General features: G+C 41.5%; 15 protein-coding genes and 1 pseudogene. 5 read left to right on the plus strand and 11 right to left on the minus strand.

Annotation, left to right across the window (positions count from 1 at the left end; translation table 11 throughout):
• Positions 1–128 precede the first annotated feature (128 nt).
• Positions 129–908, plus strand: a complete 780-nt coding sequence (locus NSQ91_RS23555; protein WP_076191875.1) for a hypothetical protein — start codon at positions 129–131, stop codon at positions 906–908.
• A gap of 174 nt (positions 909–1082) precedes the next feature.
• Positions 1083–1406: a hypothetical protein gene (locus NSQ91_RS23560; protein ID WP_076191877.1), complete on the plus strand. Its 324-nt coding sequence runs from the start codon at positions 1083–1085 to the stop codon at positions 1404–1406.
• 175 nt (positions 1407–1581) lie between these two features.
• Here NSQ91_RS23560 and NSQ91_RS23565 read toward each other — a convergent pair.
• From NSQ91_RS23565 to NSQ91_RS23585, 5 genes and pseudogenes are all read right to left on the minus strand, one after another.
• Positions 1582–2327, minus strand: a pseudogene (locus NSQ91_RS23565) (transposase).
• 123 nt (positions 2328–2450) lie between these two features.
• Entirely contained in the window at positions 2451–3284 is an 834-nt protein-coding gene (panB, locus tag NSQ91_RS23570; protein ID WP_076191882.1) for a 3-methyl-2-oxobutanoate hydroxymethyltransferase, read from the minus strand.
• A gap of 37 nt (positions 3285–3321) precedes the next feature.
• Positions 3322–4104 (minus strand): AraC family transcriptional regulator, encoded by a 783-nt coding sequence (locus NSQ91_RS23575; protein ID WP_076191884.1) that lies wholly within the window; start codon positions 4102–4104, stop codon positions 3322–3324.
• Positions 4105–4120: 16 nt separating this feature from the next.
• On the minus strand, positions 4121–4696 hold the full coding sequence (locus tag NSQ91_RS23580; protein WP_076191887.1) for a LysE family translocator: 576 nt from the start codon (positions 4694–4696) through the stop codon (positions 4121–4123).
• Between the two features lie 109 nt (positions 4697–4805).
• A complete protein-coding gene (locus NSQ91_RS23585) occupies positions 4806–5336 on the minus strand; it encodes a TetR/AcrR family transcriptional regulator (protein WP_076304613.1) in 531 nt (176 codons plus the stop codon).
• Positions 5337–5505: 169 nt separating this feature from the next.
• On the opposite strand from NSQ91_RS23585, the gene NSQ91_RS23590 reads away from it, so the two are divergent.
• Positions 5506–6552: a ketopantoate reductase family protein gene (locus tag NSQ91_RS23590; RefSeq protein ID WP_076191892.1), complete on the plus strand. Its 1047-nt coding sequence runs from the start codon at positions 5506–5508 to the stop codon at positions 6550–6552.
• Positions 6553–6602: 50 nt separating this feature from the next.
• Here NSQ91_RS23590 and NSQ91_RS23595 read toward each other — a convergent pair whose 3' ends face one another.
• Positions 6603–8312 carry a glycosyl hydrolase family 95 catalytic domain-containing protein gene (locus NSQ91_RS23595; RefSeq protein ID WP_076191895.1) on the minus strand — a complete coding sequence of 570 codons (1710 nt, stop codon included), beginning with the start codon at positions 8310–8312 and terminating at the stop codon, positions 6603–6605.
• A gap of 379 nt (positions 8313–8691) precedes the next feature.
• Here NSQ91_RS23595 and NSQ91_RS23600 point away from each other — a divergent pair, with 379 nt between their 5' ends.
• Positions 8692–8991 (plus strand): hypothetical protein, encoded by a 300-nt coding sequence (locus NSQ91_RS23600; protein WP_076191898.1) that lies wholly within the window; start codon positions 8692–8694, stop codon positions 8989–8991.
• 19 nt (positions 8992–9010) lie between these two features.
• The gene (locus NSQ91_RS23605) at positions 9011–9751 is read left to right on the plus strand and encodes an alpha/beta hydrolase (RefSeq protein ID WP_076191900.1); all 741 of its coding nucleotides are present in this window, start codon (positions 9011–9013) and stop codon (positions 9749–9751) included.
• A gap of 90 nt (positions 9752–9841) precedes the next feature.
• Here the strand turns inward: NSQ91_RS23605 and NSQ91_RS23610 are convergent, their stop codons facing one another.
• The 5 genes from NSQ91_RS23610 to NSQ91_RS23630 all read right to left on the minus strand — a co-directional run bounded on the left by NSQ91_RS23610 (position 9842) and on the right by NSQ91_RS23630 (position 17232).
• Positions 9842–11824 carry a methyl-accepting chemotaxis protein gene (locus NSQ91_RS23610; RefSeq protein ID WP_076191902.1) on the minus strand — a complete coding sequence of 661 codons (1983 nt, stop codon included), beginning with the start codon at positions 11822–11824 and terminating at the stop codon, positions 9842–9844.
• Positions 11825–11877: 53 nt separating this feature from the next.
• A complete protein-coding gene (glf, locus tag NSQ91_RS23615) occupies positions 11878–12993 on the minus strand; it encodes a UDP-galactopyranose mutase (protein ID WP_076191905.1) in 1116 nt (371 codons plus the stop codon).
• A gap of 123 nt (positions 12994–13116) precedes the next feature.
• Positions 13117–14133, minus strand: coding sequence for a glycosyltransferase family 2 protein (locus NSQ91_RS23620; protein WP_076191908.1), 1017 nt, complete (start codon positions 14131–14133; stop codon positions 13117–13119).
• A gap of 21 nt (positions 14134–14154) precedes the next feature.
• On the minus strand, positions 14155–14781 hold the full coding sequence (locus NSQ91_RS23625; RefSeq protein WP_076191910.1) for a hypothetical protein: 627 nt from the start codon (positions 14779–14781) through the stop codon (positions 14155–14157).
• A 6-nt stretch (positions 14782–14787) separates the two neighbouring features.
• Positions 14788–17232, minus strand: a complete 2445-nt coding sequence (locus NSQ91_RS23630; RefSeq protein WP_076191912.1) for a beta-glucosidase family protein — start codon at positions 17230–17232, stop codon at positions 14788–14790.
• Between the last annotated feature and the right edge of the window lie 64 nt (positions 17233–17296).

Genomic DNA, 17296 nt, shown 5'->3' on the forward strand with positions numbered 1-17296 from the left:
TCAGTTGGGAGCGTCTAGCCCCAATGTTGTCAGGTTAGTAGAAATTGGTATAGCAGAGGTAAACGATAGGAATGGATGAATCCGTGTGAAAAAACAAATCCACTACGATATCCCATGTGTTTAACAAGATGAAAAGCGATGAATTTAAAGAAAGTGCAAAGCGGTACGAGAAAGATTTTAAACGAAATCGAAAAATGGGATTTATTCCGTTGCTGCTGCTCGTCCTTCGAATGGTTCGAAAACCAACACAGTTAGAGTTGGATGAGTTTCGAGAGCGATTTATGCCAGAAGAAGCAGCAAAAACCACATACACGAAACAATCGTTCTCCGAAGCCAGACAAAAATTCTCTCCCACTGCGTTTACGATGCTGAACGACGAATTAGTTCGAGCCTTCTACGAAGAGAATGCTTTAAAAACGCACCACGGTTTTCGGCTACTGCCGATGAATGGCAGCGTGATGGAACTACCCAATACCTCGGAAACTCGGAGTGTTTATGGGTATACCACAACATACAAGATTGGGTTTCGGATCGCCAGAGCTCTCTCTTCCCATTTGTACGAAGTGGAAAACAAACTGATTGTAAGCACCTGTCTCAGTCGATATGACGATAATGAACGCGATTTGGCCAAACGCAATATTGAACATCTGTTGCAGTTGGAGTCATCCTCAGTTCGAAATCTAATTCAATTTGATCGTGGTTATCCGTCTGCGGACTTCTTGTTGTACTTGCAAGAGAGAGGGATCGCTTACTTGATGCGGGCACAAGGATCATTCTACAAAGAAATCATGAACACCATTCAGCCGGATGAAAACGTAACGATAGAAATTACGAAAGCCAGAGCCTACCAGCTTAAGAAGCAGGGTAAGATCATTCCGCCGGGAACAGTGTTGCACGTTCGAGTCTAGAAAATAGAGCTGTCCACCGGCGAAACGGAAATCCTGCTGACGAACGTCAGCGCGGATGAACTGAGTTACGAAGCGAGTAAGCCGCTGTATTTAAGATGGGGAAATGAAACTTGCTTTGATGATTTGAAACAGAAGTTTGAGATTGAGAATTTTCGGGACAGGAGCCCCAACTCATTGAGCAGGACTTCTACGCTAGGGTTCTGCTGCAACATGGCTTCCGTAAGGGAACAAGAGGCTGAGGAACAAATGATGGAAACTAAACGAACGGAGCCCCTGAAGTACAGCGAGTATCGAATAAACCAAAATATCTTGGTCGGCAAACTACGTAACCGGCTCATTGAAATGGCGTTGGAAGAGGATGATGGAAAACGGGAGACTCTACAGGCTCGCTTTCTGGAAGAACTACAGCGTAATATTGTTCCTGTCGTCAAGGGTCGCTCCTTCACGCGCGACAAACAGACAAAAGCTAATAAAAAAACCAAGAGGCGAGGGCTATAAATGCTTAACCTGACAACATTGCGTCTAGCCCACCCCATCCATTCCCGTAAATAGACATCGGCTAGAATTTGAGGCTGTGTCCGGAGCTCCTGCAGAGATAGCTTTAAGCGGTAAGATTTTCCCATTTGGAAGTGCCCGTCCTTTAGTTTTTCCAGTTTCAGCTTCTGTTCGTTCTTTAAGGTAGATACCTTTTTAGCCACAGATATCGACTGTTATTCAATTCAGGAACTCGCTTTTGTTCTTCTTTGCGAACTTCATCAACGGCCCCATTCACCATTTTCATGACTTGAAACTTATCAAAGGTACTCTCAGCCTCAGGGAACTGTTCCTGAATGCCTCGAATGTCTCTAGCGTCTCTTTACCCTTTCCTTCATTTGCAAACAACACCGTTTTGGTATCTACATCTACAAATAAAGTGATGTAGCGATGGCCCCGACGGGATGAAGTTTCGTCTACAGCAATTCGTTTCATACCCGTCAGATCCAGTTCATTCATGGCTACATAGACGTAGTAATGAAAAATCAGACACATCCGTGTATTGTGTTCTCGAAGTTCTCTTGCGGCTGCATTGACCAACATCTCCGCCATAAGCCGCATGGCCCAAGCATCGAATTGCAGCGTGAGGTGGGATAGGGGACGTGACCACTTTACAGGAACGAGGGTCACCTTGTGCAGTTTGTGCAGTTGGTCCGAGGGACACGGGCGTGCATATAAGTTTTCCAATTCCAAAAATCCAGATGACACCTTCTTCTCCGCATCATAGGCTTTACATGCAGCACCACAGGACGGACAAGAGAACATCGCGCTCCGCTCGAAGTCGATGAATAGATACCAGGCCTCGTCTTTATTATCATATTCTATATGTGTCAATTTCCATGGTTCTTCGAGCTCTAAGGCAACCTTAAACATTTCAGCAATCATATTATCTTTAGTACTTACTGAGGTTAGGCAGTATCGACAATTCCTCTATTAAACAGATATCGGGCATTCACTACAGTGAGGGAGCAAATAAAGTAACGTTTTACTCTATAGCTACAGATGAATTCATTTTGTTCCATAGAGTGCATTCAATTCTTCTTCCTTCATCGTAAAGGAGTGTCTCTCTTCAGGAAACTGACTATTTCTCACATCAACAGTATACGCTTTAATAGCGTCTAATATTTGATTATCCATTGATTGATACTGTTTTACAAACTTAGCAACTCTCTCAACACCATAACCAATTATATCATGGTAGACAAGAACCTGGGCATCTACATCTACACCGGCACCTATACCTATGACCGGAATCGAAAGTACTTGGGATACTTCCCCTGCGAGTTGTCTTGGTACACATTCCAAAAGAAGAGCAAATGCCCCTGCAGCTTCACATTTTTTAGCATCTTCCAACAGTTTCTTAGCTGCTACTGCATCTTTCCCCTGTACCTTATATCCTCCTAAGACGCCGACTGTTTGCGGGGTTAAGCCAAGATGCGCGCAACTAGGAATCCCCGCACTCGTCAGGGCTGCAATATGTTCGATTACGTCATCGGCACCTTCAAGTTTCACTGCGTGGGCACCGGCTTCCTGAATTAATTTTCCGGCATTAAGTAATGTATCTTTAACTGATAGATGATAGGTTAAGAAAGGCATATCTGTAATGATAAAGGTCTCTTTTGCTCCTCGTTTGACGGCTTTTGTATGATGAATCATATCTTCGAGTGTAACAGGAATGGTTGAATCATATCCCAAAACAACCATTCCTAGTGAATCCCCAACTAAAATGACGTCTACGCCCGCTTTCTCTGCAAGTTTTGCAGAAGGATAATCATAGGCAGTAATCATTACAATTTTATCTTGATTTCGCTTCATTTTTAGTAAATCAGTTGTTTGTATCAAGCACACTTCCTCCTCAAACTGTTGAGTTAGTATATCATTAGTTTTTTATATGTGACATGTAATCAAATGCGGTTGTCCCATAAACATTCTTAAATAATTTATTTAAATGAGTTAAATCTACAAAACCACACATAGCTACCGCTAAATAAATATCTCCATAGGTTTCAATTATCCGCTTCGCATAGTCAACCTTTAAATTAAGAAAGTATTGATATGGAGTGATTCCCGTATGCGCCTTAAAAAAACGGATGAATTGAAATTTAGATAGATCAAGCTCACTACATATATCATCGATTCTAAGCATGCTCTCCAAGTTCGTTTGATGAATAATATTTTTCGCTCTCCGAATTACAGTATCATCTCTTTTATAATCTGAAGAGAGATCGGTTTGCATAAGGCTTTCTATTAAAGTAATAAACAAGTCGTAGCATAATGCCTCATCTCTTTCATTTGATATAGCGCGAAAAAGACTTAACACTTTTTGTCTTAGCTTAGAACTGTACACAACAGGTTCTAAAAGACGTACAACATCCTTTTTCTCTATAAGATCTAGAATCATTTGTGGTTCGATATAAAGCATAATATAATCAAGCCCTATTTTGTCATATGCTCTTCCGTCATGTGTTTGTTCCGGATTAAATAACATAACTCCTTTTGGATGAGATAGCTGTAAGTTGCCATTCAAATGATAATGTTGAATACCGCGTAATGTTACGCCAATTGCATATTCTTGATGAGAGTGATTTTTGTACTCAAAATCGCTAATCTGTGCTGATAACGCAGTAATACCAGCTGATCTCTTATAGATAAATTTGTTCACGAAACATCCCTCATCCCTATATCCAGATCATTACTGCTGCGTACACCATAAATAATGCCATAAGGAAATTAACTACTTTCTGGTTTCTCTGTAAAAACTCCTTGAAGATTGTACCGAAAAGAACCCAAGTTGCAAATGCTAAAAATCCGATAAGGGTTACAACCGCAACACTTATTGAAATTACTGGTACCGAATCATAATATGGCATAATAAAATTCGGCAATACCGTCAACGTAAATATGATTACCTTAGGATTTAAGAACTGCATGAAGAAGCCGGATGAAAAAGTACCCGTTTGGTTTGTAGATGATTTAGAAGTATTCATTTTTGAGATTTGATACCCCAAATAAAGCATATATAAGCTACCAATAATTTGCATATAAATTAGTATCTTCGGAATAATTGTGATTAGAGCAGTATTCAAAACAGCAGATACCGCAAGAAGCATGCCAAAGGCAATGGTTGCTCCGTACGTATATCTCATAGCTTTTTTTGACCCGAAATTATTAACAGTAGATAATATGACAATGTTTGTGGGTCCAGGCGTAAAAGTAACAATAAAACAATATAATAGGAATGATACGATATTCACAGTGAGGCCCCCTTCAATATATTCTTTAAGAATACATCGAAAGAGTCGATTGAATGTAGTACATTATTGCAGCAATTATTATATAGATTTCTAAAAAGTCTCTTAGAACCTATTTTCGAACGTTTATGTTCTCATGACCCAAGGAAAGAATGAGTCTGGCAATGGTTTGCGGGCTTTCTCCGTCATTTGACGCGAGCCACTGATTAATAACTCCAATCGACCCATGAACCTTGTATGTGAAGGAATAGTCCATTATAAACGGTTCGTTCGAGTTTTGCTCAAGTAAGATTCGTGTTAAAAACCCGCTTTTTCCACTCTCCGAAATTAGGATCTGATACATGGTTTTCTTATCTTGAATGATGTTCAACAGGTTGATCATGGATTCTTCAGATGTACAGGGCTTGTCTCCTTCTTGCAATGTTTCCGCTAATTCATTATTAAATTCATTCTGCATAACTTCAAATAATTCATAAGGATCTTTGTAGTACAAATAAAAAGTACCACGGTTAATATCTGCGCGGTTGCATATTTCAGTAACCGTTATTTGCGGTAATTTTTTGGTTTCCAAGAGAAACAGGAAGCTCTCCTTAATGAGATTGATCGTATATTTAGTTCTTCTATTATTCTTAATTCCAACCATAAGCTCCCCCTTGTTCTATCCGATCAACATAATAGATGTAATCTGTTTACTTCATACCATTTGCAAATACATTGATGATTGTGATTGCTTAGATGTGTAGATTATACTGTCTTTACGATATTAAATCAACAAGTGTTCACTTAATGAATCGTTAAGGAGATGAACTACAATGACAATTCCCTCAAATAAAACAAACATTCTTATAGTAGGTGCTGGAGCAGTAGGTTTCTCTGTAGGATACCATCTCCACTTATCAGGCGCCGGTATTACCTTTCTTGTACGAAAAGGACGTAAAGCAGCCTTCGATCCTCCTCAGAAGCTATATTGCTATGACGATGCCACGTTGAAAGAATTCAGCGGCTTTAATGTCATAGAGGATATAGAAGAAATACAGCCTCAGCAGTATTCATTTATTATTATTACATTAGACGGCAGTGTGAGCCGTTCACCAGAAGGCGCAGCTATGTTATCCCGATTGGGTGATATCGTTCGTAACTCTACAACTACAGTAATTATGAATGCGTTTGGAAGCGGGATTCGTGAACATTATCTTCTAACCATGAGAATTCCGGAAAACCAACTGTTGAGAGGAATACTGGGGACATTAAGTCATCAGTCCAAGGCAGGCTTGCCTGTACGTGAACCCACAGACCCCAAACTCATTGCCCAAGCCATTGTCTGTTACAAACATCCAGCGAACAAGATCGGTTTCCAGGTCGAAAATAATAATAAACTAGCAGCCAAGCAATTTGTGGCACTGTATAATGAATCCGGGGTCTCACGCTGTGGTCAGGTCAGTCCGGCTATGTTCAATATTTACTCAAGCATAGGTTTTCCCGTGTATGCCGCCTGTGATATCGCAGGCTGGCCGAATTTCACGGCCGTTATCGCCAATAAAGATCTTTGGCGGCTCGCCTGCCGTGCGCAGGGTGAAATAGCAGCCTTGCCCAAGCATGGTCTGATCGGCAAGATTATGGGTTTAGTGATGGGCCCCTACCTGACAGCCAAAATACATCTTAAAATGGAACAAGATATGCTGCCGTTAGATTATCAGGCGTTCAATCGTTTCCATCATGGCGGTAAGGTGAAGGCCCAGGATGTAGAATCTATACGGAATTCGATTGCAGAGGGGCAGCTTCAGGGCAGAGGTATGAAGGCTTCGAAGGAATTATTGCAACGTCTGGTTGAACATGAAGCTAAGAGTCGAGCCACGTAAAGATTACCTATTACCATCCGCACAAATAAGGGCTACACCAAGCAGCCATTTCATGGCGTTTGGGATAGCCCCTTCTCTCCTAATCTATTCAACAGCGAATAACATTTCCCCTGTTCAACTTGGAAAGCAACACTTCCATCCGTCATTTGCTGCCCACTGACTTCGTTGCCGCCGGAGGTGATATGCAGCATGCGGTCAGCCCGCACATGGCAGGTCTGCGTAATCGAAGCTCTAATCTCCGCTGCTGATAAGTGCCCGTCATTCCATTCCACATCAACCTCATAGCCTCCTCTGGCCCGCAGTCCCTTGACATAACCGTCCCTCCAATTCCCGGGGAGCGCCGGCAACAGCTCGATATAGTCTTGATGAGACTGCAGCAGCATCTCTGCAATTCCGGCCGTTGCTGCGAAGTTACCGTCAATTTGAAATGGAGGATGGGCATCGAACAGATTGGCATACACGCCCCCTCTACGAGTTTCCGAATCCCCCGAACTTACAAGTGTCAGCAAATTCGAGAGTAAGCCTAAGGCGCGGTTGCCCTGTTTGAATCTGGCCCATAGGCTGATCTTCCATCCGAGACTCCATCCCGTTCCTTCATCGCCCCGGATATCCAATGATTGCTTAGCTGCCTTATACAGCTCCGGGTCAATATGCTCTGTAACCGTCCGTCCCGGATATACTCCTGCAAGGTGGGAAACATGACGGTGAGGTACATCCTCATCCTCATAATCCCCGGCCCATTCCTGTAGTTGTCCTTTACTGCCAATCCGAAGGGGTCTTAACCTCTGAAGCCGGTTCGCCAGTATTGCGGTGAAATCCTGATCTACATCCAGCTGCTCTGCGGCCTTAGAGCAGTTGTCAAACAGTTCACGGATTAATATAAGATCCATAGTGGAAGCCTTAGTCACTTCATGCAGCCCATTATCCGTCCGGAACCTGTGCTCCGGGGAAGTGGATGGTGAGGTCACCAGGAAACCTTCATCATCCTCCACCAGCCAATCCAGGCAGAATAACGAAGCCTCCTTCATTACCGGGTAGGCTACATTTCGCAGGAACTCCTTGTCACCGCTAAAGGCATAATGCTCCCATAGATGCTGGGTTAACCAGACGCCGCCCATTGGCCATAACACCCAGACCGGCTCCCCATGCCCGTACTCACCAGCCGGCGCCGTCTGCGCCCACAAATCGGAATTATGATGCACCACCCAGCCCCCTGCTCCGTAGTTAATTTCCGCCGTCTTTTTGCCGTTCTCGGACAGCCGCTCAATAAACCGGATCAACGGCTCATGTAGTTCAGCCATGTTACAGGTCTCTGCAGCCCAATAATTCATTTCGGTATTGATGTTCAGGGTGTAATTGCTGCTCCAGGGTGCCCGGGTGTCTTCGTTCCAGATTCCCTGAAGATTCGCCGGCTGGGTTCCCTGACGCGAGCTCGCGATAAGCAGATAACGTCCATAATGGAACAAAAGCTCTACTAAGCCGGGATCGCGGGCTCCGTACTCGGCGATGCGCTTGTCAGTCGGCATGTCTTCAGGAGCGGGACTCTCTCCGAGATACAGGGAGACTCTGCCAAACAACCGGCGGTAATCCTCAAGGTGTCGGTTGAAGAGATCAGAGTACTCTTGAGCAAGGGCTGCCCCCATGATTTCAGTTGTAAGCTTCTCAGGGTCCCGGCCGGGGCTGCTGGCGCCTGTATGTGTATCAAACGATGTGCTTGCGCTGAAGTAAAGGGTAGCACTGGTGGCACCGAAAACATGCAAACCGTTCAGATCTGCCTTTAATCCCCCGCCTTGGTGAATGATGGCTAACCGTCCTGTGTAATTTAATCCCTTCTCTCCATACCGGACGGGTTCCTCGATGTTGAAGTAGTTAGGGGAGACATGCTCCGGCGCTGTTCCAGACAGGATGAACTGGCTTCCGTCTACCGAAACTACAGAACGGAGAGGACTCTCCAGGCTGGCACGAAAATATTCTGGGACAAGTCGACATCCAAAATCCTACTCTCATATCAGTTCAACCGGAATGCTTCATTTAGATAACGAAAAACCAAATGATAAAATCTGCAATATAAGCGAACGGACAGAAATATTATGAATGCATTTTTAGAGCTGCTGCAAAATAAGCCCTTCGAGAAAATTATTGTCAAAGATAAAGCAACCAGTACATTTCAGCGAAATCAATGATCTGAGCAGCGCATATTTCATTAAAAATAGAACCGCGTTAAAATCTCTGATGAAAATCAGGACGGAACAAATAGATATTATCAGCGCATTAAAAAAATTTATTCAGGAAGAATATCTTGCTTCTTCTCATGGACCTCATGCAGAAATGGAAGCAAATATGTGCGCTAATATCGCAGTTGGTTTTATGACCCATTATATTGAAAATGATAATATCTCAACGGATTATCCTGAGATATTTGTGGAAGTATTTAGTTGAGAAGGGTGTAGCGTTACATTTGGATACTTTCGCTGGAGTCGATGTTGCCATCTTTAAACCTGAGAATCCTATTAGTAATAACATCGTCTATTATGTTCATGGTGGAGGATTAGTTACGGGAGATCGCCTAACTGCAGGCCCGTACTCTTCTCAGTTAGCGCTCGCCACAGGTTGTACAGTAGTTGCCTGTTCATACCGATTAGCTCCGGAAGATCCTTTTCCTGCAGGATTTGATGACTCCTACGCAGTTTATAAACATCTAGTCGAAAAAAATCCAGATAGCAAAATAAGCATTATTGGAGAAAGTGGCGGCGCTTATTTATCTTTAGTGATTGCCTTAAAGGCACGGGATGAGAAGTTCAAATTACCTGCATCACTTGTTATTAATAGTATTGTCGCAGATATGTCAGGTAGAATAGTGAGAAAAGATAGTCCTGATGAAACAACAGTATCCGCTGCTGGTATGAATCAGCTTACAAAGATGTATGCCCCTAATCAAGATCTAAAGAATCCTTATATTTCACCTATCCTTGCTGATTTTAAAGGTTTGCCACCAATGAAGATTGTGTATGATAAAGGTGAGTTTCTGGCCATTGACAGTAAATATGTTGCTGAGAAAGCCAGAAAAGCAGGTGTATTCGTTGAGACAACCGAGTATACAAACTGTTTCCATGCTTTCACCACTACAGGCAAGGACACTCCAGAGAGTAAGAGAGAATTATCTGCATCCGCAAAATTTATGTTAAATTCATTTATTTGATATTAAATTCACCGTACTTCTTACTAAAAGAGTCCGAGTCAGACCCTCTATAGATGCAAGGTCTGGCTCAGCATAAAAGCAATCATACTATTATATTCTAAATTTAGACACAGCTGTCAGTAACTTTTGTGCGGTTTCCTCTGAGACTTTCATGAGCTTAGCTACTTCCGCAGATTGGCTAAGCAATTCCGAGGATCGATCCGCAATGTCGCTTGTTCCTTGAGCATTTTCATTATTTGAAGCGGTGATTTCATTAATGGAATAAACCACATTTTGTATGGAAGCTAGTAATTGTTCTGCGGTCACACTGAAATCTGTAACCAGAAGTTGTATAGACTCAGCATCTTTGTAATATTGTTCCCCAGTATCGACCATCGCGTTATAATCCTTAATGACCTTCTTATCAATGAACTCTAATGCTTTTCTAGAACTTAATGTTAATCCCTTTACAGAATCAATTACATTATATGTGACCCTCTGGATCTCACTAGCCGTGTTTGCCGAATTCTCTGCCAATTTCCGAATCTCGCTTGCAACTACAGCAAATCCTTTGCCTGCTTCCCCAGCACGAGCAGCCTCTACTGCGGCATTTAACGACAACAGATTCGTTTGAGATGTAATTTGCAGAATAGAGTCTGTCAATAGATGAATCTGCTCAACAGCCGTGACTTGTTCAATCGCTAATCTAGATTCTGTATCAATGGCATTGTATATTATATGTGCTGCATCCCTTGAGGCTATTGCTGTCTCCTTCAACTGTTTCGCTCGATCAGAAATCATTTCAGCCATAGCAGATCCAACTTGAGCCTTATCAGCAATCGAACTTACGGCTTGCTTAATCTCCGCAGAAGTTTCGCTCATTTGCTGGGCCATCGCCGCTGTTTCTTCCATACCGGCTGACATCTCCTCGGTTGTTGCTGAAACCTCCTCAACCTGAGTTCCCAGCACGTACATGCTATGCGCAGAATGGGTGATATTAGATTTCACATTCGATGTTTCTTCGTTCACCTGATTAAGGATCTCACGAATAGATCCTGACATTTTCTCCAAAGATTGAGCCAATTGCCCTACCTCATCTTTGCGCTTTGCTATATTCGCAGGAATAACTGATGTAAAATCAGCTTGCGCCATAAAATTCACAAACTTAGAAAGACGTTTTATGGGAGTAGTAATTAAGCCTGTTATAGTGATTGAAATAAGAATTACCAATACTATGGTAAATATAATGATAATCCTGGTAGTTGTAAGTGCTGAATGAACCTGTGCATAGGCTTCTTCCTCCGGCACAGTAACGAGTACTTTCCAACCTGTACTTTGAACTGTAGAGAAAGCTGCAGTTCTCTTTATACCGTCATCATCGGTATAAAGAATTGATCCGTGTTCCTTTACTAAAATTGAATTAGTGAATGCATCAAGCATACTTTCGCTTTTTAGCGTATTTTGATAATTAGTGTTCAATTTTTCAGCATCAGGATGATACATGAAGTCTCCTTTGCTGGATAGCAGTACTCCATATCCTGTTTTCTCAAGTTGAATTTGTCCAATGGATTGCTTCAATGCACTCCCAGTAAAAACACTTATAATCATACCTTGATACTCATTCTTGTCATCCAGATATGGGACAGCGAGCATAATTAGGTTCGCTTCAGTTGTAAAACCGGGGAGTAAATCGCTTATGACCGGTTCTTTCGTATTCCTTGCTCTTTGATAAAACTCTTGATTTGCCAAGTCACTATCTTCCTCGTTACTTGCTTCTATAACAGTGATTGAAACGACTTCCTCATCAGTCTTATCAACCGCTTGAACGGCAGCTAATTTCTGTGATGCGTCTAGTTGATAATATCCTTTCGTTGCACTCAGCACCTCATTAATGGCTGAAACCTTAGTGTTCAGCCAGCGGTCAATGGTGGTAATATTGCTTTCTGCTAAATCCAGTTTTTGGTTATCAATGCTGTGAGTGGTTCCGCTTTCAAACTGATTAATTTGAAATATGGCAAGGCTAAACAGAGGTATGAGCGTCAGCATCAAAATGAGTAGTGTTAATCTAAAACGAAGTGTTCGGGTAATATTCAATTTAGTTAAACTCCTTTTCTTCAAGGTGCAGCGGAAGTATTAATTCATTCGGATCATAATGCAGACTGCAAAACCTCTCGTACCTTCTGTAAAGCAACTTCTACAACCTTATCCATATCATAATACTTGTATTCCCCTAGGCGGCCGCCAAATATAACATTGCTTTGAGTTTCTGTTAATGCTTTATACTTTTCATACAGCACACTGTTTTTGCTATCATTTATGGGATAATAGGGCTCGTCCCCCCGTTTCCATTCTTCACTGTATTCTCGGCTAATCACTGTCTTAGGCTGAGTGCCAAATTCAAAGTGCTTATGCTCAATTATGCGAGTATACGGTGTTCTGCTGTCTGTATAATTCACTACAGCATTTCCCTGATAGTTAGTCATATTTATAACCTCTGTTTCAAACCTTAAGCTTCTATACTCTAAAACACCAAATCTGTAGCCGTAATACGCATCGACTGGGCCTGTATAGACTATCTTTTCAGCGAGTTCATCCCATTTCACTTTATCTTCAAGGTAATCTGTCCCCAGCCTCACTTCAATGCCTTCAATCATTCGTTTAATCATTCCCGTATATCCGCCTACGGGTATACCCTGATAGGGATCATCGAAATAATTATTATCGTAAGTAAATCTAACGGGCAGTCTGCGGATAATAAATGCAGGTATTTCTTTGCAGGAACGACCCCATTGCTTCTCCGTGTAGCCACGAATGAGTTTGTTATATACATCTAGGCCAACCAGGTTTATAGCCTGCTCCTCTAAATTCTGAGGGTTCTCAACATAATTTTCTTTACGCTGCTGTTCTATCTTCTTCTTGGCCTCATCCGGTGTTACAACTCCCCACATTTTATTAAATGTATTCATATTAAAGGGCAAATTATAGATTTCACCATGATAATTTGCTATAGGACTATTAATGTATCTGTTGAATTCAGCAAACTGGTTTAGATAAATCCACACCTCCTTATTACTGGTATGAAAAATATGCGCACCATATTTATGCACCTGAATACCATCAACCTTTGCGGTATATATATTTCCTGCGATATGGTCCCGTTTATCGATGATCAGGCATGTTTTCCCTGCTTTTCTCAATTCATGAGCGAACACAGCACCATATAAACCTGCCCCTACTATTAGATAGTCATATTTTTTATTCATAAATGTCACTCTCCAATAATATTTTGCTATGCAAAGAAAAAACGAGTGCAGAGATGGAACCACGGCGAAATGGTTCGGAGTCTCTTCCACACCCGTTCAAGGCTTATAGCGATTATCAATGTTTTAGTTAAAACCAACTAGTCTTTGTGTTATTTTGTATGCTCCAACTGAAATACTGCGTCCCGGGCGGCCTGGTAAGTTCAATAAACCACCCATAATACCATATCTGAGATCACGATACAGCTCTACGTCTTTGTGCTTGATATACCTCCATAGTTCCTTCTTCTTCTCAAGATTCTCAGCCGTTCCTGAACGTATTAAGAAGAAACCGGATATAACCGTCACTATTTCCAAATGATGAAGCATATATTGCTGAAGCTTTGGACTTTCAATATTACTAATTTGTACCTGCTCAATCATAAGCTTGTTAACCTTAATCTGTTGATCGATTCTTTTAATCATGACATTTTCTTGGACCGATTGATCTTCTCTGCCAATGAAATATCTGTAAAAATCCACATTGATATAGTACATTTTCTTAACATGCTGGAGCGGTACATATACGAATAAGTTATCTACATAAAAGGTGTGTTTCGGAAGCTCCAGTCCACAGTCCTTTAATAGCTGGGTTCTGTAAATTAAAGAATGCATCAAGATATATTGTCCTTTACGAAAACGCTTAATATCGTCCCAGGAGAAAACGATTCCCTCTGGAAGCACATTATCATATTTCATAATTTTCTTATATTTTGCGCCTTCTTTTTCATATACAAAATTACTGATAACCATATCCATAGAGTTCTCTGCTGTACCAAAATCACGTAGGGTTTTTAGAATTTTGAGATAGGCCCTTGTATCTACCCAATCATCACTGTCCACTACCTTTACGTACAACCCGTTCGCATTTCGGATACCGGCATTAACAGCTTCTCCATGTCCGCCATTCTCCTGATGAATTACTCTAATTATAGACGGATATTTGTGGGCATATTCATCCGCAATTTCTCCGGTCTGATCCATGGAGCCATCATTTACTATCAGCAACTCTACATCCTCGCCCCCCGGCAAAAGGGACTCAATGCAATATCTCATATAGTCTTGTGAGTTATAACAAGGAATTACCACTGATAATAGTTTCATACGAACACTACCTTTACTTCCCTATTTTTCTGGATTTTGCTTAAAAATCACTTTAAATATCGGATAGAATACCCAGAAGGAAATTGCAGCATTAATCATCATTGTAATAAGATCTGCTGCTGTTTCACCAAATGAGCCCATCCCCCAAGTATTCATCAACAAGTTATAAACAGGGGCTTTGTAAAACCCTTGAGCTGCAGCAGCGCCTATTGTTATTACAAAATAAGCCAATACATACCAGAAGGCAGCCGTCCAAATATTGCTGTTAGACTTAAATGTAATATTCCGCTGTAAGAAAAAGTTAATGATCTGGGCAATTCCAATCGTAATTTGAACTGCGAGGAAATAGGCAAGCCCGCCTCCACCGCCGGAAGCAAGTGAACCTGATCCATAATCAAAAAGATAATAATCACTTCCATCAAAATTATGGCCAAACTGCAAAATTCGAAAGCTTGTATCGACTAATGATGTTTGTGCGAATATACCTTTGAACACAGGCATCATAATCAGTTGTAATACGGTCATTCCGGTACTAAGCAAAAAGAAGACTAGAAACTGGGCAATACTAGGATGCTTTTCCTTGTAATTATTCCAAGCCCCCACTAAACCCGTACCTGATTTTTTATTATTAATATTTACATCGTTCATTTTATTCTACGTCTCCTTTATCGCGTTTGGTATGGTCTTTTTTACCTTAGCGACCTTCACCATTTTACTTCTTTCCTTTAGTACATGATTGAATCCTTTGAAGAAACGACCATTTACGATCATCAGGATTCCATCCAGCATTGGCATATTCATAATACCGCCTGTCATTCTCGCAACACCTCTGAAGGGCATGTGATAGATAGACATCATGATGATATTAGCTGTACTTCTTTTTCCAATCTTAATTAAGAACCAATGTGCAAAAACCATCAAATGGTATGCAAATCTTGCAGCGCCCCCCTTTGCATACTGGCACTGGGCAATCGTATCATTATAACCCAGTGGTTGTGATCTATCCCATTTAGACACAGGCGCTTTATATCCAATTAGGTTCTCAAATTCATCTAAGCTGACATTGCTTGCTACACCTGCATAATAGGTAGGAAGCTTCTTCTTATCATATGGAAGTGGTGCACCTGTTCCTTCCACCAATAAGGTGCCTTTTAATCTGATCTCAGCACTTGAAGCACCAATATTGATCGTGTACTCCGCTTCTTCAACTTCCCATTTATTTGTTTTTACATTGAAGTAGCGGAAGGTTTTATCATCAAATGACAGGGTTACTTCTTTAGTTTCACCCGCTTCTAGAAATACTTTAGTAAATCCCTTCAATTCCTTGTTAGCTCTGAAAATATCCTTTGACATACAACCTACGTACAGTTGAGCAATCTCCATACCGGATACATCTCCGGTATTAGTCAAGTTAAATGTTACCTGATCCTTGAATACCTGAATGTTCGAGTATTCAAAGTTTGTATAGCTAAGTCCGTAACCAAACGGGAAAAGCACCTTCTTATTTGCCGTATCATAATAACGGTAGCCAATATAAATGCTCTCTCTATACTCAACGCTAACCTCCTTGCCCGGAAATTGGTAATAGGAAGGGGTATCTTCATAACGAACGGGATAAGTTTCTGCCAGCTTTCCCGAAGGATTTACATCACCTGTTAAAATCCTGACTGTGGCTCTCGCACCAGCTTGCCCAGTTAAATAACCATGCACCAATCCTTTAACCTTATTAATCCAGGGCATTTCTACCACAGAACCACAAGAGAGAATCACCACAATGTTGGGGTTCACTTCATACAAAGCATTTAATAAATCAATCTGGTTCTCCGGTATCTTCATGCTTTTCCTGTCTAATCCTTCAGCTTCCGTAACTTCATCAAGTCCCATATAGAGAAGGACAACATCTGCCTTTTTAGCAATATCACAAGCCTTGCTTATTTTTTTTGAATTCTTCTTCCCGTAACGTTCAAATCCCGGCTCATATCCGATGCTGACAATATCCGAATTGTCAAAACATTCTAAAACATTATCGAGTATGGTTGGATTTACGATAGAGGATCCAGCTCCCTGGTATCTAGGGGCTTTTGCAAAATCTCCAATCACGGCAACCGTTTTCCCTTTTTTCAGGGGTAATATTTTCTCGTCATTTTTAAGAAGAACTATAGACTCTTCTGCGGCCCACTGTGCTACCTTATGATGCTTTTCCACACTATACTCTTTAGGCCTACTAGAAGCTATCTCTGTTGTGTAAATAAGCTCAAGCAGTCTATCTACACATTCATCTAATACTTCTTCTGCGATTTCTCCGCTTCGAATGGCTCGAATGATTTCCTCATTGGTCTCGCCTGCTGTTGTTGGCATCTCCAATTCGTTACCTGCTAACAAGCCTGCTACACGATCATTACTGCCGCCCCAATCAGTTACCACTACCCCATTGAAATCCCATTCATCCCGCAGGATTTCTTTCATCAAATGCGTGCTTTCATTTGTGTAACTTCCGTTCAATAAATTATAGGAGGACATAACCGTTTTCGTTTCGCCTTCCTTAACTGCAATTTCAAATGCAGTCAGATAGATTTCCCTAAGCGTTCTTTCATCGACAATAGTATCAATCGACATCCGTCGCTCTTCTTGGTTGTTCACTGCAAAATGCTTCACACATGCTGAAATCCCATGCGATTGAATACCTCGAATGTAACCGGCAGCCATCTTACCGGCAAGGTATGGATCTTCACTGAAATATTCAAAGTTTCTTCCGCAAAGAGGATTCCTTTTCATATTAATACCAGGTCCTAGAAGAACATTGACTTGCTGTGCAACGGCTTCCTCCCCAAGATACTCTCCAAGCTTTTCGCCAAGTTCCAAGTTCCAGCTATTGGCTACTGTCGCAGCAGTTGGATAACAGGTTGCCGGAATACTGGCATTAAGGCCTAGATGATCTGCTGCTGCTGCCTGTTTTCTAATGCCATGCGGTCCATCCGCCAAAAATATGCTAGGGATTCCAAGACGATCTATGTTTTGAGTGGTCCAAAAATCTTTTCCTGACATTAAAGATGCTTTCTCTTCCAAAGTCATTTTTCCAATCAAACTTTTATGTTTCATTTAGATTCCTCTTTTTGTAATTTAGTATGTCTCCACCTACAGGAACTCTCTCCAATTATAAGAA

It is taken from the genome of Paenibacillus sp. FSL R7-0048, from assembly GCF_038004505.1.
Lineage (GTDB): Bacteria > Bacillota > Bacilli > Paenibacillales > Paenibacillaceae > Paenibacillus_AQ > Paenibacillus_AQ odorifer.